18 protein-coding genes are annotated in these 21565 nt (G+C 69.8%); 3 read left to right on the forward strand and 15 right to left on the reverse strand.

Annotated features, from left to right (window positions below; translation table 11 throughout):
* Window positions 1–33 precede the first annotated feature (33 nt).
* From VPH61_RS11050 to truB, 7 genes are all read right to left on the reverse strand, one after another.
* Window positions 34–978 (reverse strand): sugar-binding transcriptional regulator, encoded by a 945-nt coding sequence (locus tag VPH61_RS11050; RefSeq protein ID WP_332063545.1) that lies wholly within the window; start codon window positions 976–978, stop codon window positions 34–36.
* Between the two features lie 155 nt (window positions 979–1133).
* Window positions 1134–1544 (reverse strand): hypothetical protein, encoded by a 411-nt coding sequence (locus tag VPH61_RS11055; RefSeq protein ID WP_332063546.1) that lies wholly within the window; start codon window positions 1542–1544, stop codon window positions 1134–1136.
* Between the two features lie 61 nt (window positions 1545–1605).
* The gene (locus VPH61_RS11060; protein WP_332063547.1) at window positions 1606–2820 is read right to left on the reverse strand and encodes an MFS transporter; all 1215 of its coding nucleotides are present in this window, start codon (window positions 2818–2820) and stop codon (window positions 1606–1608) included.
* A 32-nt stretch (window positions 2821–2852) separates the two neighbouring features.
* Window positions 2853–3785, reverse strand: coding sequence for a bifunctional riboflavin kinase/FAD synthetase (locus VPH61_RS11065; protein WP_332063548.1), 933 nt, complete (start codon window positions 3783–3785; stop codon window positions 2853–2855).
* Entirely contained in the window at window positions 3782–4225 is a 444-nt protein-coding gene (locus VPH61_RS11070) for a hypothetical protein (protein ID WP_332063549.1), read from the reverse strand. The genes VPH61_RS11065 and VPH61_RS11070 overlap by 4 nt, the downstream gene beginning before the upstream one ends.
* 26 nt (window positions 4226–4251) lie before the next feature.
* Complete coding sequence (locus VPH61_RS11075) at window positions 4252–4620, reverse strand: hypothetical protein (protein ID WP_332063550.1); 369 nt, start codon at window positions 4618–4620, stop codon at window positions 4252–4254.
* A complete protein-coding gene (truB, locus tag VPH61_RS11080) occupies window positions 4617–5564 on the reverse strand; it encodes a tRNA pseudouridine(55) synthase TruB (RefSeq protein WP_332063551.1) in 948 nt (315 codons plus the stop codon). Before truB ends, VPH61_RS11075 begins: the two co-directional genes overlap by 4 nt.
* Window positions 5565–5635: 71 nt before the next feature.
* On the opposite strand from truB, the gene VPH61_RS11085 reads away from it, so the two are divergent.
* Window positions 5636–6631 carry a ketopantoate reductase family protein gene (locus VPH61_RS11085; RefSeq protein WP_332063552.1) on the forward strand — a complete coding sequence of 332 codons (996 nt, stop codon included), beginning with the start codon at window positions 5636–5638 and terminating at the stop codon, window positions 6629–6631.
* Between the two features lie 114 nt (window positions 6632–6745).
* Here the strand turns inward: VPH61_RS11085 and VPH61_RS11090 are convergent, their stop codons facing one another.
* The 3 genes from VPH61_RS11090 to VPH61_RS11100 all read right to left on the reverse strand — a co-directional run bounded on the left by VPH61_RS11090 (window position 6746) and on the right by VPH61_RS11100 (window position 11742).
* Window positions 6746–8197, reverse strand: coding sequence for a hypothetical protein (locus VPH61_RS11090; protein ID WP_332063553.1), 1452 nt, complete (start codon window positions 8195–8197; stop codon window positions 6746–6748).
* 299 nt (window positions 8198–8496) lie between these two features.
* Complete coding sequence (locus VPH61_RS11095) at window positions 8497–10866, reverse strand: hypothetical protein (RefSeq protein WP_332063554.1); 2370 nt, start codon at window positions 10864–10866, stop codon at window positions 8497–8499.
* Between the two features lie 273 nt (window positions 10867–11139).
* Entirely contained in the window at window positions 11140–11742 is a 603-nt protein-coding gene (locus tag VPH61_RS11100) for a hypothetical protein (RefSeq protein WP_332063555.1), read from the reverse strand.
* A gap of 47 nt (window positions 11743–11789) precedes the next feature.
* On the opposite strand from VPH61_RS11100, the gene VPH61_RS11105 reads away from it, so the two are divergent.
* Window positions 11790–12680: an A/G-specific adenine glycosylase gene (locus VPH61_RS11105; RefSeq protein ID WP_332063556.1), complete on the forward strand. Its 891-nt coding sequence runs from the start codon at window positions 11790–11792 to the stop codon at window positions 12678–12680.
* A gap of 21 nt (window positions 12681–12701) precedes the next feature.
* On the opposite strand, the gene rbfA is transcribed toward VPH61_RS11105, so the two are convergent.
* The 5 genes from rbfA to VPH61_RS11130 form a co-directional block, all read right to left on the reverse strand.
* Window positions 12702–13190: a 30S ribosome-binding factor RbfA gene (gene rbfA / locus VPH61_RS11110; protein WP_332063557.1), complete on the reverse strand. Its 489-nt coding sequence runs from the start codon at window positions 13188–13190 to the stop codon at window positions 12702–12704.
* A 126-nt stretch (window positions 13191–13316) separates the two neighbouring features.
* Entirely contained in the window at window positions 13317–16139 is a 2823-nt protein-coding gene (infB, locus tag VPH61_RS11115) for a translation initiation factor IF-2 (RefSeq protein ID WP_332063558.1), read from the reverse strand.
* 83 nt (window positions 16140–16222) lie between these two features.
* Window positions 16223–16486, reverse strand: coding sequence for a YlxR family protein (locus VPH61_RS11120; RefSeq protein ID WP_115962395.1), 264 nt, complete (start codon window positions 16484–16486; stop codon window positions 16223–16225).
* Between the two features lie 77 nt (window positions 16487–16563).
* Complete coding sequence (gene nusA, locus VPH61_RS11125; RefSeq protein WP_056658274.1) at window positions 16564–17562, reverse strand: transcription termination factor NusA; 999 nt, start codon at window positions 17560–17562, stop codon at window positions 16564–16566.
* 221 nt (window positions 17563–17783) lie between these two features.
* Window positions 17784–19808 (reverse strand): PhoX family protein, encoded by a 2025-nt coding sequence (locus VPH61_RS11130; RefSeq protein ID WP_332063751.1) that lies wholly within the window; start codon window positions 19806–19808, stop codon window positions 17784–17786.
* Between the two features lie 210 nt (window positions 19809–20018).
* On the opposite strand from VPH61_RS11130, the gene VPH61_RS11135 reads away from it, so the two are divergent.
* The gene (locus VPH61_RS11135; protein ID WP_332063559.1) at window positions 20019–21542 is read left to right on the forward strand and encodes an alanine/glycine:cation symporter family protein; all 1524 of its coding nucleotides are present in this window, start codon (window positions 20019–20021) and stop codon (window positions 21540–21542) included.
* The last annotated feature ends 23 nt before the right edge of the window (window positions 21543–21565 follow it).

Below are 21565 nucleotides of genomic sequence, written 5' to 3' on the forward strand. Positions count from 1 at the left end.
GACCTGGCTTTCGTGAGTGGTGCGAGGCGGCGGTCAGCCGTCGAGGAGATGGAGGGCGGTGGCCTCGTCGGTGACGAGCACCGAGCAGAGCCTGCTGCGCACGACCGCGTCGGCGACGGCGTGCTTGCCCGGCCCCGAGATGACGGCGATGGCGAGTTGCGCCTTGCGCAGTTCGTCGAGCGTGAGCCCGACCGTGCGCGCATCGAGCGCGGGGTCGACGATGTTGCCGTCGGAGTCGATGTAGCGGCCGACGACGTCGCCGACGGCGCCCTTCTGCACGAGCAGGTCGACGTCGGGCGCCGAGAGGTACCCGCTCTCGACATGCACCGAGGAGTGGTCGGCCGCGCCGGCGCTGAACAGGTAGGCATCGGCGGAACGGGCGAGCTCGATGACGCCCGCGACGACGCGGTCGGACTCGATCGCCTCCTTCGTCTCGAGCCGCTCGAGGATCGCGGGGCTCGGCAGCAGCGTCGCGCTGCCCCCGCCCTTCTGCGCGATCGCGACGGCCGTCGCCGCAGCGGTGCCGGGCCGGCGGTTGAGGCTCACGCCGCCGTTGATCTGCACGACGTTGACGCCGGTCGCCCAGCCCTGGCGGAGGTGCTGCGAGATCTCGAAGAGGGTGCGCCCCCAGCTGACGCCGAGCGTGCGCGGCACCGGTCGGAGTGCCGTGAGGTAGTCGGCCGCCGCCTGGGCGGTGCGCGCCTGCAGTTCTTCGGGCGATGACACGCCGGCGGTCGAGACGACGATCGCGTCGGCGAGGCCGCGCTCGTCGCGCAGGCGCCGCTCGATCGGCAGGCGCCTCGCCCGCGGGTGCAGGATCTCGATGCGGATGAATCCGCGCTGCTTGGCCTGCGCGAGCAGGCGCCCGACCTTCCACCGGGTGAGGCGCAGCGCCTGCCCGATCTCGTCTTGGGTCTTGTTCTCTTCGTAGTAGAGCTCAGCAGCCCTGATCGAGAGCAGTTCGTCGATCTCGTCCATGCGCCTCCCCGTTCCCCTCCAGCGTAGGCACGTGGGTGCGCATCAGCAACACTCGCAGGCGATGGTGCTCATATGAGCAAATGAGCGGATGCCGCGCGCGCTCGAGCGGGCACCGTGTCGTGCAACTCGCCGCAACGGGCTCGACCGACAGGCCCTCAGCCGCCGAGCAGCGGCGGCTGATCCTGCACGCGCACCGCGGTCGCTGCTCCGATGGCGGCAGTCGTGCTGCCGCGATGACGCACGAGCACGAGCGCACTGATGCCCACGATCACGAGGAACGCGATCGAGAGGGCACCGAGCGCGAACCAGTTCGCATCGAGCCCGAGCACGATGCCCGCCGAGACGACCGTGATGGCGGCGGCAGCGAGCTTCGACCCCGTCTTCAGCTTCAGCGCCGGGGAGAGCCGGCCGCCGGGGCCGTCGCCCTCGGCGAGCAGGAGGTCGGCGAACGAGTCGATCGTCGCGAAGAGCGCTCCACTGTAGGCCAGCGCGCAGCCGAGCGCGCCCCAGAGGTTCGGCGCCTTCGGCGCTGCAGCGACCTCGGCGAGTTGCAGGAAGGTGTCCATGGCACCCGGATACTACGACCGCGCGCCCTGCGCGGCAATGGTGCAGTCGAGGAGACCCGGTTCACGGCGCCCGATCGTCTTCGAGGTAGCGCGGGCGGGCGACGACGCGACCGGCGATCGCCGCGGGCACCGCGGAGGCGAGCAGGACGAGGATCGGCAGGGTCCATCCATCCGTCCACTCGTGCAGGAGCCCGACGACGAGCGGCCCGATGGCGACGATGAGATAGCCGCCCGATTGCACGAATCCCGACAGCGCGACGGAGCCGGCGTGCGTTCGCGTGCGCAGGTTGATGAGCACGAGCGTGAGGGGGAACAACAGTTGCCCGGTGCCGATGAGCGCCACCCAGAGGGACGTCGCCGAGCCCGGCACGAGCAGCAGGCCGAGGTATCCCGTCGCGAGCACCGCGACGGCGATCGCGACGAGCAGCCTGACCTTGCCGAAACGCGAGGCGATGAGCGGCACGATCAGCCCCGCGGGCAGGCCCATCGCGGCGTAGAGTCCGAGCAGCGCACCCGCCTCTGCGGGCGCGACGCCGGCGACGTCGTGCAGGATGGCCGGCAACCACGCGAAGGCGGCGTAGGCGTTGAAGCCTGAGACGGCGAACACGATCATGAGCGACCACGCGAGAGGTGATCGCAGTGCGTGTCGGAGCAGGCCGGGGTCGGCCTGCTCGGGCAGCGCCTCGGCCGGTGCGGCTCTCGGATGCACGAGCATCGCGATCCACGGCACGAGCGAGATCGCCGCGATCAGCGCCCACTCTCCGAGCGAGACCCGCCATCCGGCCGTCTCTGCGACCGGCACCGCGATGAGCGGCGGCGCGAAGGTGCTGAACGACATGGCGGTCACGTAGATCGTCGTGACGAGGCCGATGCGGTCGGGGAAGTAGCGCTTCACGAGCGGCGGGAGCAGCACATTGCCGACGCCGATCGCCGCGAAGGTCACCGCGGACGCCGCGACCAGCCAGAACGCGGAGCCGGCGAGGCCTCGCCCCACGAGTCCGGCCGACAGCGCGAGGAGCGCCACGACGAGGGTCGGCTCGAGCCCGAGGCGCTTCGCGACCGCCGGGGTCATGACGCCGAAGACGGCGTAGCACAGCGGCGGCAGCATGCCGAGGAATCCGACGACCGCCGGCGTGAGCGGCATCTCGGCCTCGAGATGCCCGAGGATCGGCGAGAGCGAGGCCACGGCCGTGCGGAGGTTGAACGCCACGAGCACGATGCCCGCGAGGGCGAGGGTTCGCCCCGCCCAGAGCGGTCTGGGTGAGGGCGGGCTCATTTCCTCGAGTCTAGGGGCGGGCCGCCTCGCACTCAGCCGGCGAGGATGACGCGCGAGCGCTCGACATCGTCGCGCATGGTCTCGACCAGCGCCTCGATGCTCGTGAACGCGACCATGCCGCGGATGCGCTCGACGAACTCGACGTCGACCACGTGGTCGTAGAGGTCGAGCTCGCGGTCGAGCACGTAGGCCTCGACCTGCTTCTTCGCGACGCCCTCGAACGTCGGGTTGTCGCCGACCGAGATCGCCGCCGGATACCGGGTGCCGGCATCGGTCAGCCACCCGGCGTACACGCCGTCGGCGGGGATGAGCCCCTCGGACTCGGGCGACAGGTTCGCCGTCGGGAAGCCGAGCTCTCGCCCGCGGGCCGCACCGTGAACGACGATGCCCGACACCGTCGGCGTGTGGCCGAGCATCTCGGTGGCCGCTCGCACGTCACCCTCGGCGAGCAGTTCGCGGATCCAGGTCGACGAGACGCGCCGCTCCCCTTCGGGCCGAACATCGTCGACGACCTCGACGGTGAACCCGAACTTCGCACCGAGCTCGATGAGCAGCGGCACGTCGCCGGCGCCGCGGGCGCCGTAGCGGAAGTCGGCGCCGACGAGCACGGCCTTCGCATCGAGCGCGTCGACCAGCACGCGCTCGACGAACTCGGTCGCGGGCACCGAGGCGAGCGCCCGGTCGAACGGCAGCAGCAGCGTGGCGTCGACGCCGGTCGTGGCGAGCAGCTCGAGCTTCTGGCGCACGCTCACGAGCGAGTCGGGGCACTTCTCGGGCGCCAGCAGTGCGAGTGGGTTGCGGTCGAACGTCACGACGATCGTCGCGAGCCCGCGTTCGTCGGCGATGCCGCGGGCTCGGGCGATGACGGCACGGTGGCCCTGGTGCACGCCGTCGAACTTGCCGATCGTCACGACCGACGGGCCGATACCCGCGGGCACAGCGCCGAGTCCCTTGAAGGTCTTCACGAGGCATCCGCTCTCGAGGTCGGGCGATGGCGGGCGAGCCACCACATGCCGAGTACTGGCAGCACGAGCGGGATGAACAGGTAGCCGCGGCCGAACCACGACCACACGGTGTCATGGGGGAAGAGCGACGGATAGACGATGCTCAGCGTGCCGATCACGATGACGCCGGTGAACTCGAACAGGATCGTCGCCCATGCCACGCGGTACCAGACGATGCCGGGACGCACGAGTGCGATGGTCGCGACGACGTATACGACCGCGGCGAGTGCCGAGAGCGTGTACGCGAGCGGCGCCTCGTCGAACTTGGAGGCGATCTGCACGAACGATCGGCCGATCGCCGCGAGCGCGAGCACCCCGTAGACGGCGACGAGCACTCGCCCGATGCCGCTCATCCGTCGGCCCTGTCGTGCCTCGGGCTGGGCACTTCGCACGTCACTCATGTCGATCGATTCTCTCAGACCCGCGCTCACGCCTGCTGCACGTTCCAGATCTGGAGCATGCGGTAGACCATCACGCCCACCGAGAGCGCCGCGACGCCGAGGATGACGGTCGACCAGCGGTTGCGTTCGATGAGCGCCCAGAACGCCGCTGCCGGCGGCAGGATGAGCGCGCCGACGAGGTAGGTGCCGAACTCGAGCACGCTGCCCGTCGGTTCGTTGCCGAGCGCCGGCGCGATGAACGCGACGACCACCTGCACGATGAGGAGCACCTCGACGAGGGCGAGCGCGCCGATCGTGAGGTCGCTCGGCACCCGGCCGGCGAGCCCCATACCGATGCAGAGGAGACCGGCCACCACGGCGACGGCCAGCTGCACCCACGTGAACCACTCGATCATGCTTCGCCGCCTTGCGACTCGGCTGGTCCTTGCGACTCGGCGGGCGGGAATCCGGTGACGACCTTCAGCTGCGTGCCGCGCGGTTCGACGATGGCGACCAGGTGGTCGTGCGGGTCGACCGCTGCGAGCACGGCGGGCAACGGGGCGCCGGATGCCTCGAGGCCGGCCACCGCCCCGACGTCGACGCGCTTGCCGTGGCCGAGGTCGACGGCCTGCTGCGCAGTGAGCGTCACGGTGGGCAGCGCGCGCCGCGCGGCATCCGCTGGGCTCATGATGGCGCTCGCGACGTCGAAGCCCTCGAGCTCGCCGGCCTCGTCGACGCCGAAGCGCCCGATGCGGGTGCGGCGGAGCGCCGTGAGGTGGCCCCCCGAGCCGAGTGCGGCGCCGAGGTCTCTCGCGAGGGCGCGGATGTAGGTGCCCGACGAGCACTCGACGCGGACGTCGACGTCGAGCCATCCGTCGCCGGCGCGGAACGCGAGGGTCTCGAACGCCGAAACCGTGACCCGGCGCGAGGCGAGCTCGACGGTCTCGCCGTCGCGCACCCGCTGGTACGCGCGCTTGCCCGCGACCTTGATGGCGCTGACGGCGCTCGGCACCTGCTCGATCTCTCCGGTGAGGGGCATGATCGCGGCCAGCACTGCAGCCTCGGTGATCGCAGCGACGACCTCGGCCGGTGCGGCGTCGAGGGCCTCGCCCTCCGCATCGTCGGTCGTCGTGTCCCAGCCGAGGCGGATCGTGGCGAGGTACTCCTTGTCGAGACCGACGAGGTAGTGCAGGAGGCGGGTCGCGCCGTTCACGCCGAGGACGAGGAGGCCCGTGGCCATCGGGTCGAGGGTGCCGGCGTGGCCGATCTTGCGCGTGCCGGCCAGCCGGCGCATGCGCGAGACCACGTCGTGGCTCGTGATTCCCTGCGGCTTGTCGACGAGGAGGATGCCGCTGTTCACGCCGTACAGGCTAACAGTCGAGCACGGCCTGCCCGTGCCGCGAGCCCGACCCGCACGCATACGCTGGAGCGGTGAAGATCGGCATCATCGGCGCTGGCGCGCTCGGCGGCACGTTCGCGGCACTGCTCTCGAAGGCCGGGCACGCCGTCGAGGTGACGGCGCGCGGCGCAGGCCTCGCCGCGATCCGCGAGACGGGCATCGCCTTGAGCGGCGCCTACGGCGAGTTGCACGCCCGCGTCGCTGCCGGCGAGCGGCTCACCGTCGCGCCCGAGCTCGTGCTCGTCTGCACGAAGGCGCAGGACGCGGCATCCGCCATAGCCGACAACGCCGGACTCATCGGCGACGTGCCCGTCGTCGTCGTGCAGAACGGGCTCGACGGCGTGGCGACCGCCGCGCGGCTGCTCCCCCGCGCCTCGTGCATGGGGCTGCTCTCGATCATCGCCGCCAACTACACCGAGCCGGGCGCCGTGCGCGTGACGACCCCCGCGACGAGCTACCTCGGCCGCGGCGACGGCCCCGCCGACGCCGAGTGCACGCGCATCGCCGCCGTGCTCTCCGAAGCGGTGCCCGTCGTCGCGATCCCGGGGTTCCGCGGGGCGCAGTGGACCAAGCTCGTCGTCAACATGCTGAACGCCGTGCCCGCGATCGTCGGCCGCAGCGTGCAGGACGTCGTCGACGATCGGCGCCTGCGCCGCGTCGTCACCGCCTCGATGCGGGAGACCGTGCGCATCGCCATCGCCCAGGACGTGCGCTTCGGCGCCCTGCAAGGACTCGGCGATCGGCGTCTGCGGCTCTTCGCGCGGCTGCCGCTCGCGCTCGGGCAGGTGCTGCCGTGGTCGATGCGCCGGCGCATGGGCAGCGTGCCGAACCTCGGGTCGACGCAGCAGAGCCTGCGGCGCGGGCAGCCGACCGAGATCGACTTCCTGAACGGCGCGGTCGTGCGCGAGGCCGCCGCCATCGGCCTCGACGCGCCCGTGAACCGGGCGCTCACCGCGCTCGTGCACGAGGTCGAGGCGCGCGGCGCCTCCCTGCCGCTCGAGCGCGTGCTCGCCACTGTTCCGGCCTGAGAGACCTCGCGCGCTCGCGCAGTCGAGCGGATGTCTCGTTCCTGCCACCTGCGAGCGACGACGGAGGGGGCCCGGCGAACCGGACCCCCTCCGCGTGCTGTGCTGCTGCGAACGCTAGGCGCGCTGGCGACGGATGCGAGCCACCACGAGGAACGCGACACCGGCGATCACGATGATGCCCGCGACGATCGCGATCGTCGTACCCGCGAAGCCGGTGCTGGCGAGCCCGGTGCCGTCCGACGAGGCCGGGGCACCGCCCTCACCGCCGCCCGGTGTGGTCGTCGGGCCGGTGGCGCACGACGGGGTGGCCTCAGGGTAGGAGATCGTCACCGGAACCTCGGGGTTCACGACGAGCTTGGCCGTGATGGCACCGCGGGTCCACGCGAAGTTGCCGTCGGTCTCGATCCACTTGTCGCCCACGAGCGCCCAGCCCGGCCAACCGTTGGCCGTGCCGTTCTCGTCGACCGAGGCGCCGGGCCACAGCTTCTCGCCCTTCAGCGTGCCGTCGGCCTTGAGCTCACCGAGCTCGACCGTGTGCGTGTTCGTGCCGTCGGTCATGACGAGCGAGGCGGTGTTGCCGGTCGACTGCTTGTCGGGGTCGTCCAGCTTCACATCGAACGTGATCCACGGGGAGTCGGCCACGCAGGTGCCGGTTGCGAACGAGCCCGCGAGGGTCGGCTCCTCGGGCTCCGTCTCACACGCCTCGTCGGTGAATTCGAACGTCCACGAGGTCTTCGCGCCATCGGCGAACTTGTAGCCGGTTGCGGCGACCGCGCTCACGACGACCTTGCCCGACGCGACCGTGCCTTCGACGATCCAGTCGATGCGAGTCGTGTCGGTCGGAGCCGTGAATCCGTCATCCACGGTGCCGCACAGGTTGGTCGACGTCGGCTCGATCTCGATGACGACCAGTTCGGGCTCGTCTTCGCACTCGACGTTCGTGAACGTGAAGGTCCACTCCTTCTGGATGCCCGCCTCGAAGACGAAACCGGGCTTCGTCGTCGCTGTGAGGGTCACCGTGCCGGTTTGGACCGAACCCGTCATCGACCAGATGATCGCCGTGGTGTCGCTCGGCAGCGTGTACGAGTCGTTCTGCGTTCCGCAGGGGTCGATCGACGTCGGCTTCACAGAGATCGTCACGACCTCGGGCGCGTCGATGTAGCGCACCGAGTAGTGGCTGATGTCCTTGCCCGACGGGTGGGAGATGGTGACGGACGCGACAGGCGGGTCGTACTTGGTGGAGACGGGGCCGTCGCCCTGGTTGTCGGAGCCCGCCTTGACGCAGACCTCGGCGATGAGCTTGCCCTCGGGTGCTTCGATCGTGAACGATGCTCCGTCGGCGTCGAAATTGTGCCCGGTGTCGAGGTCGGCGCAGACCTTCCCGTCGTTGCCGTCGCCGCTCGCCGACGCGGGCGCGGCGATGCCGACGAGAGCGAGGCCGGTACCGAGCACGAGGGCGGTGAGCGCCGCGGCGACGCGGTTGAGCGGTGTCGGCGATGACGATCGCCTGGATGTTCCGGCGCCGCTGTCAGTTGCGGGCGCCAGAGCGAAGCGGGGCTTGCTCATTCGGGTTGTCTCCATCGGTCGGCCCGGCGGGGTCGTCGAATCCGAGGTGACGGCGGTGCTCGGGGCGCACAGCGATATCGACGGGCGCCGAGGCGCTCGTCGATTGATGTCGGGTGTTTCGGGTGGTGAGATCGGGTTCGCACAGCCGGGGGCGGGGCAATGTCGTCAAGTATGTCGTCCGAAACGGGGACACGCCTGCCGTTTCACCCACAAGGCGACGATTCACCCCCGAACTGGGGTGACAGCGACGGAGGGGGCCGGCGAACCGGACCCCTCCGCGTGTTGTGCTGCTGCGAACGCTATGCGCGCTTGCGGCGGATGCGAGCCACCACGAGGAACGCGACGCCGGCGACCACGATGATGCCCGCGATGATCGCGATCGTCGTGCCGGCGAAGCCGGTGCTGGCGAGCCCGGTGCCGTCGGACGCGGTGGGCGTGGTGCCTGCACCACCACCCGGAGGCGTGGACTTCGGGCCGGTGGCGCAGTTCGGCGTGGCCGGCGGGTACGAGATCGCGACGTCCAACTCGGGGTTCACTTCGAGCGTCGCCGTGATGTCACCACGAGTCCAGGCGAAGTTGTCGTCGACCTCGATCCACTTGTCACCGACGAGCGCCCAACCGGGCCAGCCGTTGGCCGTGCCGTTCTCGTCGACCGAGGCGCCGGGCCACAGGACCTTGCCCGTCAGGCTGCCGTCCTTCAGCTCACCGAGCTCGATCGTCTCGGTGTTGGTGCCGTCCGACATGACGAGGGAGGCGGTGTTGCCGGTCGACTGCTCGTCGGGGTCCGTCAGCTCCACGTCGAAGAAGATCCACGGTGAGTCGGCCTCGCAGACGCCGGTCGCGACCGAGCCCGTGAGCGACGGTTCGATGCACTTCGCGTCGGAGTACGCGTACTTCCAGGTGAAGGGCCCCTTGGCGAATGCGTAGCCGGGCTTCGCCGATGCGGTCACGGTGATGACCCCGTTCGCTCGCTCGGAAGTCCAGAGCGTGGTGTCGGTGCTCTGAGGAACCACGAGCTTCTCGTTCTCAGGGCCGCACCAGTCTTCGAACGTCGGCGCGCCGACGAGTTCGATGAGGCAGGGGCCGTCGTCGACCTTGAAGGTCCACGTCTTCGTTGCTCCGGTCGGGAACGTGCTGCCCTTCTTGGCCGTCGCCGTCACGGTGATGACCCCGTCGACCTCTTCCGACGTCCACGTGATCGCGTCAGTGCTCTCGGGGATCTCGAGCACCTCGTTGTCAGGACCGCACTTGTCTTCGAACGTGGGCTTCTCGTCGGTCTCGATCACGCACGGCTCGTCATCGACCGTGAAGGTCCAGGTCTTGGTGGTGCTTCCCGGGAAGGTGTTGCCGGGGGTCGCCGTCGCGGTCACCGTGATGACTCCGTCGACCTCCTGCGACGTCCACGTGATCGCGTCGGTGTTCTCGGGAACCTCGAGCACCTCGTTGTCAGGACCGCAGGTGTCTTCGAACGTCGGCTCGTCGACGATCTCGATGATGCAGGGGAAGTCGCTGACGTCGAAGGTCCACGTCTTGACGAGGCCCTCGGCGAAGATGAAGCCCTTCTGCGCCGTCGCCGTCACCGTCACGACGCTGCCGGCCTTGGCGGACGTCCACACGACCTTGTCGGTATTGGCGGGAAGCGTGACGGCCTCGTTGTCGGGCCCGCAGGTATCGGTCACCGAGGGCACGGCCTCCACTGTGATGACGCACGGCTCATCCGTGAACGTGAACGCGAAGACCTTCGAGGTGGTGCCGTCGGCGAACTTCTTGCCGCCGGTCGTCGTGGCAACGGCTTCCGCCGTGCCCTCGACGATCTCGCCGATCTCCCACTCGACGTCGACAGTGTCGGCCGGCGCCACGATGCGGTCGTTCACGGTGCCGCAGAAGTCCTGCTTCTCAGGCTGCGCGGGCACCGGAACAGTCTTCGGCACCTCGACGTAGCGCACCGAGTAGTGGCTGATCTCCTTGCCACTCGAGTGCGAGATCGTGTACGTCTTCGAGGGCGGGGTCACCGTCGTGTACTCGGGGCCGTTGCCATTGTTGACCGAACCGGCCTTGACGCACACCTCGGCGATCAGCTTGCCATCGGGCGCGGTGATCTCGAGGCTCGTCTTGTTACCAGCTTTGAGGTGGCCCGTGTCGAGCGGGTCGCAGACCTTGTCAGGCAACTCGTCACCGCAGGTGCCGTTCAGCCCTTCGACGCGACCATCGGAGCCGAGTCCGAAGCCATCGTTCCACGTCGTGTAGGCATACACCCAAGGACCGGTCTTCGCCGTGCCCGCCAGCTCGACGGTGCCGAGGGTGATCGTCTCGTTGCCCTTCGATTCGACCGGGCCGCGGTCCATGCCGTCCGAGTTCGTCGGCGTTCGCTCGAAGTTGGTGGTGCCTACGCGCCATTCCGTGGCGCCGGTCTTGCCCTTCGCATTCGAGAGCTTCAGCGTGTACGTCACGTCGTACTTGCCGGTCTCGGTGTTGCAGACGGCAGCGGCCTTGAGGTCGCCGGTGTGCGCGCTCGCGGGGGCGGCGACGCCCACGACGGCGAGTCCCGCGCCGAGCGCGAGTGAGGTCAGGATCGCCGCGATGCGGCGGAACGGGCGGCGTGACGACCATCGCACACGAGTGCGGGCATCGCCGTCGGCGTGCGCCAGAGCGGCGCCGGGCTTGCTCATTCGGGGTGTCTCCATCGGTCGGCCCGGCAGGGTCGTCGAATCCGAGGGTGACGGCGGCGCTCAGGGCGCACAGCAGTGCCGACGGGCGCGGTGCGCTCGTCGACTTCGTCGGGTGGTTCGGGTGGTGATTCGGGTTCGCGTCGCCGGGGGGCTTGGCTGTGTCCCCCATTATGTCCCCCGAAACGGGGACCTGTCACCCTTTTCTAGGATCGGGGTACAAACTTCCACCCGAACGGGGGACAATCCGGCCTCCGGGTACCCGGAACCGCGCGGTCAGCAGCTGTCGAAGAAGCGGCGGCGGGGATGCTCGGGGTCGCTGTTGTCGATGACGACGGATGCCGCGAGCCGCGGGTCGCTCTCGGCATAGGCGATCTCATCAGCGGGGTCGGCCGGCTCGCCGTCGAGGGCGATGCGCGCGTCCCAGAGGTCTGCGAGCCGCGGTCGCAGCACGAAGCGCCCGTCGAGCACGAGGATGGCGTCCTCCGGTCCGGTGATCCACTTCGGCTCGACCCAGGCGTCGCGCGTCGGGTCCCAGACTCGGGTGACGAACGCGGTCGAGCCGCCGAGGCGGAACGGTTCGACGAGCACGCGGCGCAGTGCCGACTCGTCGAAGCCGTACCGGTAGTACCGGTCGGGCGTGTCTGCGCCGAACACCGCCTGCGCCTCCCGCGAACGGTGGAAGCCCTCCATGCTCGCGCGGAACACTGCGTGGTCGCGCTCCTCGAGCACGGCAGCGAGGTCGTCGGCGAGCTCGGTCTTGCCGCTCTGCATCGGTCCGTCGATCGCGACGATCATGCGCCCGCGGCCGTGATGTTGCAGCACCTCGTCGGCGATCGAACGCAGGAAGGTGACCCGGGGCGTGGTGACGAGCCTCATGCGATGAGCCTAGCTCCGCGGCATCCGCCTCGCCGTAGGCTGGACGGATGCCACGAACGACGAGCCCCGAAGCGATCGCGCCGGCGGTCGGCGACTGGTTCGCGGATGCCGCGCGGCCGCTGCCGTGGCGCGCCGCCGACGTCTCGCCGTGGGCCGTGCTCGTGAGCGAGTTCATGCTGCAGCAGACGCAGGTCGCCCGCGTCGTGCCGCGGTGGGAGGCCTGGATCGAGCGGTGGCCGACGCCGGCCGCCCTCGCGGCGGAGCCGCCGTCGGAAGCGGTTCGCGCGTGGGATCGACTGGGCTACCCGCGCCGGGCGCTGTGGCTGCACCGCGCTGCGGTCGAGATCGTCGAGCGGCACGGCGGCGAGGTGCCCGCCGACCTCGATGCGCTCCTCGCGCTGCAGGGCATCGGGCCGTACACGGCGCGAGCGATCGCCGCGTTCGCGTTCGGTCTGCGAGTGCCGGTCGTCGACACGAACACGCGACGTGTCATCGCCCGCTCGATCACGGGCCAGGCGGAGCCCGGCCCGGCGTCGACGGCGCGGGATCTCGCGGCGATGTCCGAGCTGCTCCCCCGCGACGACGATGCAGCCCGCCGGTTCAACGCCGGAGCCATGGAGCTCGGCGCGACCGTCTGCACCGCGCGGGCGCCCGAGTGCGACTCCTGCCCGATCGCCGGCTCCTGCGCCTGGCGCGCCGCCGGCTACCCCGCCTACGCCGGCCCGCGGAAGGCCGCGCAGGCGCGCTTCGAGGGCTCCGACCGCCAGGTGCGCGGACTCGTCATGCGCGAGCTGAGAGCGGCCCACCGCCCCGTGGGGCGAACGGAGCTCGAGCCCGTCTGGGCCGATGCCGCCCAGCTCGAGCGAGCGCTCTCGACGCTCGTCGCCGATGGTCTCGCCGTCTGCGACGACGAGGGCTATCGCCTGCCCGAGGGCTGACGTCCGCCAGCCGAGCAGAGATCAGCGCGCGGCATCCGCCTCGTCGACGCTGTCGTCGCCGCCGAAGATCTCTTCTCCGTCTTCGTCGAACTCGCGGGGCTTGACGTACGGGTCGGCCTCGCCGGCGTACTCGGCCGTCGCGGCGAGCGACGCGGTCTCGGCGTCGCGCGTCTGCGCCTCGCGGAGGAGGGCGCTGATGTGCTCGGCGTTCTCGGGGATCGCGTCGGCGATGAACTCGAGCGACGGGGTGAGGCGGGCCGTGATGTTGCGGCCGACCTCGCTGCGGAGCATCCCGGTCGCCGCCTTGAGCGCCTTGGCCGAGTCCTCGCGCTCTTCGTCGGTGCCGTACACCGTGTAGAAGATGCTCGCGTGCTGCAGGTCGCCCGTGACGCGGACGTCGGTGATCGTGACGAACCCGAGTCGCGGGTCGCGCAGGCCCTTGTCGAGCCGCTTGGCCACGATCTCCTTGATGCGATCGGCCATCTTCCTGGCCCGTGCCGGATCCGCCATGTCCCTCAGCCCCTCTTCTCCCCAGGGGCGTTGCGCCCTCGGGGTACCTGTTACTTCACTCCGGTGAATCGGGGTAGGGGTCCCCGTTCTTCACCGGAGTGAAGAACGGGAACCCCTTCCCACGAATTACGCCCGAGGCTTCTCCCGCATCTCGATGGTCTCGATCTCGTCGCCGACCTGGATGTCGTTGAACTTGCCGAGGCCGATGCCCGCCTCGAAGTCCGTGCGGACCTCGGTGACGTCGTCCTTGAAGCGGCGCAGCGACTCGATCGCGAGGCTGTCGCCCACGACGACGCCATCGCGGATGACCCGAGCCTTGGCGTTTCGCGTGATCGTTCCCGACCGCACGATGACACCGGCGATGTTGCCGAACTTCGAGGAGCGGAACACCTCGCGGATCTCGGCGACGCCCGACTGGACCTCTTCGTACTCGGGCTTGAGCATGCCCTTGAGGGAGTCCTCGATCTCGTCGATGGCGTTGTAGATCACCGAGTAGAAGCGGATGTCGACGCCCTCGCGAGCGGCGCGCTCGCGCGCCTTCGTGTCGGGGCGCACGTTGAAGCCCACGATGATCGCGTTGTCGATCGTCGCGAGGTTCACGTCGCTCTCGGTGATGGCACCGACACCGCGGTGGAGGATGCGCAGCTGCACGCTGTCGTCGACCTCGATCTTCATGAGCGACTCCTCGAGTGCCTCGACGGCACCCGACACGTCACCCTTGATGATGAGGTTGAGCGACTCGACCTTGCCCTCTTCGAGCGCACGGGTGAAGTCTTCCAGCGAGATGCGCTTGCGCGCCTTGGCCAGCTGGGCGTTGCGCTCGGCAGCCTCGCGCTTCTCGGCGATCTGACGCGCGGTGCGGTCCTCCTCGGTGACGAGGAAGGTGTCGCCGGCGCGCGGGACGCTCGAGAGGCCCTGCACCTGCACGGGACGCGACGGGGTGGCCTCGGCCACGGCGTCACCGTTCTCGTCGACCATCGCACGAACGCGGCCGTAGGCCGTACCCGCGACGATCGCGTCGCCGACGCGCAGTGTTCCGGACTGGATGAGCACGGTCGCAACCGCACCACGGCCCTTGTCGAGCTTCGCCTCGATGGCGACACCGCGGGCGTCCTTGTTCGGGTTCGCGCGCAGGTCGAGCCCGGCGTCGGCGGTCAGGAGCACTGCGTCGAGCAGGTCCTGGATGCCGATGTTCTCGCGAGCCGAGACGTCGACGAACATGACGTCTCCGCCGTACTCCTCGGCGACGAGGCCGAACTCGGTGAGCTGCTGGCGCACCTTGGCCGGGTTGGCGTCGGGCTTGTCGATCTTGTTCACCGCGACCACGATCGGCACGTTCGCCGACTGCGCGTGGTTCAGCGCCTCGATCGTCTGCGGCATGATGCCGTCGTCGGCCGCCACCACGAGGATCGCGATGTCGGTCACCTGCGCACCACGTGCACGCATGGCGGTGAACGCCTCGTGACCCGGGGTGTCGATGAAGGTGATCGCGCGGTCGATGCCCTCGTGCTCGGCGTGCACCTGATACGCACCGATGTGCTGGGTGATGCCGCCGGCCTCGCCGGCGACGACGTTCGCGTTGCGGATCGCGTCGAGGAGTCGGGTCTTACCGTGATCGACGTGACCCATGACGGTGACGACCGGAGGCCGCTGCTGGAGGTCTTCGTCGGTCTCGTCCTCGAGCTCCTGGTCGAGGTCGATGGCGAAGCCCTCGAGGAGCTCGCGGTCTTCGTCTTCGGGCGAGACGACCTGGATCTTGTAGCCGAGCTCTTCGCCGAGCACCTGGAAGGTCGCCTCGTCGAGCGACTCGGTCGCCGTGGCCATCTCACCGAGGTGGAACAGCACGGTGACGAGCGAACCGGGGTTCGCGTCGATCTTGTCGGCGAAGTCGGAGATCGACGAACCGCGACGCAGGCGGACGACGGTATTGCCATCGCCGCGGGGAACGCTCACGCCGCCGAGCGACGGGGCCTCCCGCATCTCGAATTCTGCCCGCTTCGTCCGCTTCGACTTGCGCGACTTGCTCTTGCCGCCGCCACGACCGAAGGCACCTGCGGTGCCGCCGCCGGGGCCGCGACCACGACCGCCGCCGCCCGCGGGACGCGGGCCGCCGAAGCCGCCGCCGGGTGCGCCGCCGGGGCGCTGGAAGCCGCCGCCGGCACCGCCGGGACGAGCGCCCGCGCCGCCGCCTGCACCGCCGGGGCGCTGGAAGCCGCCGCCGGGACGACCGCCTGCACCGGCCGGACGCGGAGCGCCGGGACGCGGCGAACCGGGTCGCGGTGCCTGCGGGCGCGGGATGTTGCCGGGGCTCGGGCGCTGGCCCATGCCCTGCGCGCTCGAGAACGGGTTGTTGCCCGGGCGCGGCTGTGCGGGGCGCGAGCCCATGCCCTGCGAGCTCGAGAAGGGGTTGTTGCCGGGGCGGGGCGTGCCGCCGCCTGCGGGGCGAGGAGCTCCGGGGCGCGGCGCTGCGGCTGCACCGGGCTTCGGGGCGCCGCCGGGCTTGACGGCGTCGCCGTCACCCGCGGCCGAAGCGGCTGCCGGGGCATCCGTCGACTTCTCGGCTGCAGCCTGGGCTGCACGCTCTTCGGCCTGCGCCTGACGCTCGGCGACCGTGAGCGGCGCCTCGACGACGGGGGCCTCTGCGGCCTCGACGGGAGCGGGAGCCTCGGGGGCTTCCGGGGCCTTCGGGGCCGGCTTCGGGCCGGGCTTGGCACCGGGCTTCGCGGCGGTCGCCGCTGCCGGCTTCGCAGGTGCCGAGGCGGCAGGAGCTGCGGAAGCGGCCGCACCTGCGGCCTCGAGCGCCGCCTTCAGGCGACGTGCGACGGGGGGTTCGATGGACGACGAGGGTCCCTTGACGTACTCGCCCATCTCCTTGAGCTTCTCAAGGGCGATCTTGCTGTCGACACCGAGTTCGCTTGCGATCTCGTGTACGCGTGGTTTGGCAGCCACTTCTCTCCTGTTCCGGGCCTGCGCCCGGACAGGGGCAGACCATCAATGGCGGACGGGACTCATTTCGAGCCGCTCATTAGTTGTCACTCATTGGTCATCACTTGTGGGTTCAGCCTGTTCTCTACGTTGCCGGTGTCCACCTCGCCGCGAATGCGGAGCGCTCGCCCGAAGGCGCGCTTCCGAACGGCGAGCCGGTAGCACTCGAGTGTCGGATGCAGCCACGCACCCCTGCCCGGAAGCACAGCCGTGACATCGGCCACGACGTGGGAGTTCTGGGAGACGACCCTCAGAAGTGAGGACCTTGGGGCGCGCGAACGGCATCCGATGCACGTTCTGACGGGTTCCATCTTACACTCTGCGCTGTGCGGCCGCCGACGGCGGCCGATCGGTGGACATGGCGGCCGCCGCTCGGCGGCCGTCGGGATCAGTCGGACTCGAGGACCGAGTCGGGCTGGATGTCGATCTTCGCACCCGTGAGCTTCGCGGCGAGGCGGGCGTTCTGGCCCTCCTTGCCGATCGCGAGCGAGAGCTGGTAGTCGGGCACGAGCGCGCGCACGGCACGCGTCGCCTCGTCGATGACGAACGCGCTCGTGACCTTCGCGGGGCTCAGTGCGCTCGCGACGAAGGTCGCGAGGTCGTCGTTCCAGTCGACGATGTCGATCTTCTCGGCGCCGAGTTCGGCGGTGACGGCACGCACGCGCTGGCCGAGCTCGCCGATCGCGGCGCCCTTGGCGTTGACGCCGGGCTGGGTCGCACGCACCGCGATCTTCGTGCGGTGGCCGGCCTCGCGGGCGAGCGAGACGATCTCGACGACACCCGAGGCGATCTCGGGCACTTCGAGTGCGAAGAGCTTGCGCACGAGCGCGGGGTGGGTGCGCGACACGGTGATCGACGGACCCTTCAGCCCCTTGGCGACGCTCGTCACGTAGACGCGGATGCGCTGCCCGTGCAGGTACTCCTCGCCGGGCACCTGCTCTTCGGGAGGCAGGATCGCCTCGACCGTGCCGAGGTCGATGTGCACCATGCGCGGGTTCGGACCCTGCTGGATGATGCCGGCGACGATGTCGCCCTCGCGGCCGCGGAACTCGCCGAGCACCGCGTCGTCGGCGATGTCGCGCAGTCGCTGGTTGATGACCTGCTTCGCGGCGAACGCGGCGATGCGGCCGAAGTCGCTCGGGCTGTCTTCGGCCTCGCCGACGACGTTGCCCTCTTCATCGAGCTCGGGAACGAACACCGAGACGTGGCCGGTCTTGCGATCGAGGTGCGCACGTGCGCCGTCGGGGTTCGCGTGTCCGTGCTGGTCGGGATGGGTGTGCTTCAAGTAGGCCATCAGGATGGCCTGCTCGATGATCTCCACCAGCTCGTCGAATGGGATCTCTTTCTCGCGCTCCATCATCCGCAGCACGCTGAGGTCGATATCCATGAACCCGGCCTCCTCTATTCAGCTCTCACGCCGCTTCCCCTCGGAGCGGACAGGACTCTACGGTACCGGATGTCGCGGCCCCCGGGCAGCCACGATGGACGCTGGTGGCGCGTCCGAGCGGCGATCAGCGCCGCGAGGCCGGTCGCCCTCACGCCCGGCAGATGACGAGGGTGACGGATGCCGCGGCATCCGTCACCCTCGTCGCGTGCTGTTCGCTCGTGCTACGCGCGCCACACCTGCACGACCGACGGCCGAGGCGCAGCCACGAGGCCCGCGTCGAGGCGGTGCGACGGCACGTAGTCGGGGAAGTACGAGGTCGGAGCGTCGACCGTGCCGTCTTCTCCCGGGTGCTGCACGGCCACGAAGACCATGCTCTCCCGGTCGTGGATGACCGGACCGCAGGTCTCGCCGTCGCGCGGCACCGACAGGAACTGCTGCACGCGGCCGCGCTCGGGCCCCTCGAGCGGCACCTTGAAGAGTCCGTCGTTGAACCCGATCTTGCTGGGCGCACCGTCGGTCGAGATCCAGAGGTTGCCCTCGGAGTCGAACGCGACATTGTCGGGGCAGGAGATCGGCGACACGAGCTCCTTCGGGAACCCGGCGAAGTAGGTGTTCTGGTCGACGGCCGGATCGCCGCAGAGCAGCAGGATGCTCCAGCCGAACGCGGTGCCCGACTGGCCCGCCGTCTCGGTCAGCTCGATGATGTGCCCGTTGCGGTTGCCCGTGACGGGGTTCGCCTCGTCGATCGTCGCCGCGGTGCGCGAGGAGTTGTTCGTGAGGGCGACGTAGACCTTGCCGGTCTTCGGGTTGGGCTCGACGTCCTCCGGGCGGTCCATCTTCGTCGCGCCGACGGTGTCGGCCGCGAGGCGCGTGAAGACGAGCACCTCCTCGGTGGTCATGCCGGGGATGACGCTCTCGCCGTTCTGCGTGAGCGGAATCCACTCGCCGGTGCCGTCGAAGAGCCCGTCGGCGGGCAGCGCGCCCGTGCCGGTGATCTCGGCGGCCGGCGAGTTGCCCGAGAACTTCGCGACGTAGAGGTCGCCTTCGCTCAGGAGCCCGAGGTTCTTGCGCCGCGCTACGGGGGTGTTCTTCGGGTCGAAGGTGCCCTTGGAGACGAACTTGTAGAGGTAGTCGTTCGTCTGGTCGTCGCCCATGTAGGCGACCGCACGGCCGTCGCCGCCGATGATGACGTTGGCGCCCTCGTGCTTGAACCGGCCCATCGCCGTGTGCTTCCGCGGCGTGGAGGTCGGGTCCTCGGGGTCGATCTCCACGATCCAGCCGAAGCGGTTGGGCTCGTTCACGAAGCCTGCGTCGTGGGCGTCGAAGCGCGGGTCGATGCGCTCGAACGTGTATGTGGACTTCGCCGTCGGGGTGGCACGGTAGCGCTTCTGCCCCGCCGTGTCGGCGGCCCAGGCGAAGTAGCCGTCGAAGTTCTCCTCGCCCGAGAGCACGGTGCCCCACGGGGTGGTTCCGCCGGCGCAGTTGCCGAGCGTGCCCTTGATGAAGCGGCCCTCGGGGTCTTCGGCGGTCTTCAGCAGCTCGCTGCCCGCGGCGGGCCCGGTCGCCTCGAACACGGTGTCGGCCGTGATGCGGCGGTTGCGGCGGCCGTCGACGAGGTAGCGCCACGGCTGGCCGAGCTTGCTGCGACGCAGTTCCACGACCGAGAAGCCGTGCGCCGCCTTGTAGATCGCCGCACGCCGGTCGAGTTCTGCGGCGTCGCTCGTCGCGGCGAACATGATGCCCGGGTTGACGTACTCGTGGTTGCTCGCGAGCACCGCCGTGCGGCCGCTGCGGTCGGCGATGATGTCGATGTAGTCGCAGTTGTAGCCGAACTGGCCGGCCTGCGCCTCGGGCGTCTGGTTGTCGAAGTCGAGGGCCGGCACGCCCGAGAAGAGCGGGTCGCCCCAGCGGATGACCGGTGCCCACGTGTACCCCTCGGGCACGGTGAAGTCGTCGACGATCTTCGGCACCGGTGCGATGGCATCGAACGCGAGGCCGCCGAGCGCACCGGAGGCTCCGCCGCCGGGCGCGGCGATGGCCGAGCCGGTCGGCGTCGCTGCGGCGAGGGCGATGCCCACCGCGCCGGCCGCACCGAGCCCGAGCAGCGCCCGGCGCGACAGTGCGGCGGAGGCGATCTCGCGGAAGGCGGGGTTCGAGGAGGTGTTGCACTCGGGGCCGAGGCAGGCGTTGCCGCACTTGAAGTGGCACGTCACCGGCGAGCGCTTGCCTCGCACGTGATCGGCCATGGGGAACAGCTGGATGTCGGTGATCGTCACGGATCAGTCCTCACGCTCGGGGTCGGGATGCCTCCCTGCACAGTGCTCGCGGAAACCGAATCCGCTTCGGACGACCGCTGAACGAGCGGTGAACCCGGGGTGAACGATGCGACGGGCACCTGCGCGCGGCGCGGCGCGCCGCACCTTCGCACGTGAGCCGGGCTCGCGATACTGAGGCACATGGATGCTGTGAACGAATGGGTGCTCGCCGGGGGCGACGTGCTCTGGACCTGGATCGTGCTGCCGGTCGTCGTGATCCTCGGGGTGTACTTCACCGTGCGGTCCGGCGTGGTGCAGTTCCGCCTGATCCCCGAGATGTTCCGCACGCTGACCGACAAGACCCCGCGCGACGCCGCAGGCGAGCCGCAATCGGTGTCGGCGTTCCAGGCGTTCACCATCTCCGCGGCCTCTCGCGTCGGCGTCGGCAACATCGCCGGCGTCGGCACGGCGATCGCGATCGGCGGTCCGGGCGCGATCTTCTGGATGTGGCTGATGGCCTTCGTCGGCGGCGCCTCGAGCTTCGTCGAGTCGACGCTCGGGCAGCTGTTCAAGGTTCGCGACCAGGACGGATTCCGCGGCGGACCGGCGTACTACATGGAGCGCGGCCTGCGTGCGCGCTGGATGGGCGTGCTCTTCGCGATCGTGCTCATCATCTGCTTCCCGTTCGCGTTCTCATCGCTCCAGGCCAACACCATCAGCGCGACGGTCGCCGTGACGATCAGCCCCGACGGCGCCCCCGAGTGGGTCTCCTGGGTCGTCGGCCTCGTGCTCGCCGCGCTCACGGCGCTCGTCGTGTTCGGCGGCGTCCGCCGCATCGCCTCGGTCACCCAGGCCGTCGTGCCCCTCATGGCGCTGCTCTACCTGCTGCTCGGCCTCGTGATCGTCGCGATGAACTTCGAGAAGTTCCCCGAGGTGTTCGCCTCGATCTTCACCGAGGCGTTCGGCTTCAACGAGGTCGTCGGCGCCACGCTCGGCATGATCGTGCTGACCGGTGTGAAACGCGGCATGTTCTCGAACGAGGCCGGCCTCGGTTCCGCGCCGAACGCCGGCGCGAGCGCCGCCGTGACGCACCCCGTGAAGCAGGGACTCGTGCAGACCCTCGGCGTGTACTTCGACACCTTCCTCGTCTGCTCGATCACGGCGTTCATCATCCTGGTCTCGAGCCCCGACCTCGAGAACGCCACACGAGGCATCGGACTGACTCAGAACGCCGTCGTGTCGAATCTCGGCGCCTGGTCGAGCATCGCGCTGAGTGTCATCATCTTCCTGCTCGCCTTCAGCTCGATCCTCGGCAACTACTACTACGGCGAATCCAACATCGAGTTCATCACTCCGCGGCGCTCGGTGCTCGCCGGCTATCGGATCCTCGTCGTCGTCGCGATCTTCGTCGGCTCGGTGGCGTCCTCCGATCTCATCTGGAACACCGCCGACGGCATCATGGGCATCATGGCGCTCATCAACCTGGTGGCGATCGCATTGCTCTCGGGCATCGCATTCCGCCTGCTGCGCGACTACACCAAGCAGCGGCGGGAGGGCCGGAACCCCGTCTTCACGCGCGCACTGCTGCCCGACGTCGGCGGCATCGAGTGCTGGGAGGACGAACTCACCGTCACCGGCCCGCTCGACCTCGCGACCCTGCGGCACGAGGCCGAGAAGCACCGCGACCACCTGCACGAGCAGCACGAGACCGGCGAGAAGCACTGAACCGCCCGCCCGGGCGATCGATG

The organism is Agromyces sp. CCNWLW203 (assembly GCF_036576125.1).
Taxonomy (GTDB): Bacteria; Actinomycetota; Actinomycetes; order Actinomycetales; family Microbacteriaceae; genus Agromyces.

Bases quoted from the DNA above. Each gene is read 5' to 3' on its own strand.
- VPH61_RS11130 (WP_332063751.1), bottom strand. From the start codon at position 19,808: ATGGCCGATCACGTGCGAGGCAAGCGCTCGCCGGTGACGTGCCACTTC.
- VPH61_RS11055 (WP_332063546.1), bottom strand. From the start codon at position 1,544: ATGGACACCTTCCTGCAACTCGCCGAGGTCGCTGCAGCGCCGAAGGCG.
- VPH61_RS11095 (WP_332063554.1), bottom strand. From the start codon at position 10,866: ATGAGCAAGCCCGGCGCCGCTCTGGCGCACGCCGACGGCGATGCCCGC.
- VPH61_RS11070 (WP_332063549.1), bottom strand. From the start codon at position 4,225: ATGAGTGACGTGCGAAGTGCCCAGCCCGAGGCACGACAGGGCCGACGG.
- nusA (WP_056658274.1), bottom strand. From the start codon at position 17,562: ATGGATATCGACCTCAGCGTGCTGCGGATGATGGAGCGCGAGAAAGAG.
- VPH61_RS11135 (WP_332063559.1), top strand. From the start codon at position 20,019: ATGGATGCTGTGAACGAATGGGTGCTCGCCGGGGGCGACGTGCTCTGG.
- VPH61_RS11120 (WP_115962395.1), bottom strand. From the start codon at position 16,486: ATGGAACCCGTCAGAACGTGCATCGGATGCCGTTCGCGCGCCCCAAGG.
- VPH61_RS11060 (WP_332063547.1), bottom strand. From the start codon at position 2,820: ATGAGCCCGCCCTCACCCAGACCGCTCTGGGCGGGGCGAACCCTCGCC.
- VPH61_RS11105 (WP_332063556.1), top strand. From the start codon at position 11,790: ATGCCACGAACGACGAGCCCCGAAGCGATCGCGCCGGCGGTCGGCGAC.
- VPH61_RS11075 (WP_332063550.1), bottom strand. From the start codon at position 4,620: ATGATCGAGTGGTTCACGTGGGTGCAGCTGGCCGTCGCCGTGGTGGCC.
- VPH61_RS11090 (WP_332063553.1), bottom strand. From the start codon at position 8,197: ATGAGCAAGCCCCGCTTCGCTCTGGCGCCCGCAACTGACAGCGGCGCC.
- VPH61_RS11100 (WP_332063555.1), bottom strand. From the start codon at position 11,742: ATGAGGCTCGTCACCACGCCCCGGGTCACCTTCCTGCGTTCGATCGCC.
- rbfA (WP_332063557.1), bottom strand. From the start codon at position 13,190: ATGGCGGATCCGGCACGGGCCAGGAAGATGGCCGATCGCATCAAGGAG.
- VPH61_RS11050 (WP_332063545.1), bottom strand. From the start codon at position 978: ATGGACGAGATCGACGAACTGCTCTCGATCAGGGCTGCTGAGCTCTAC.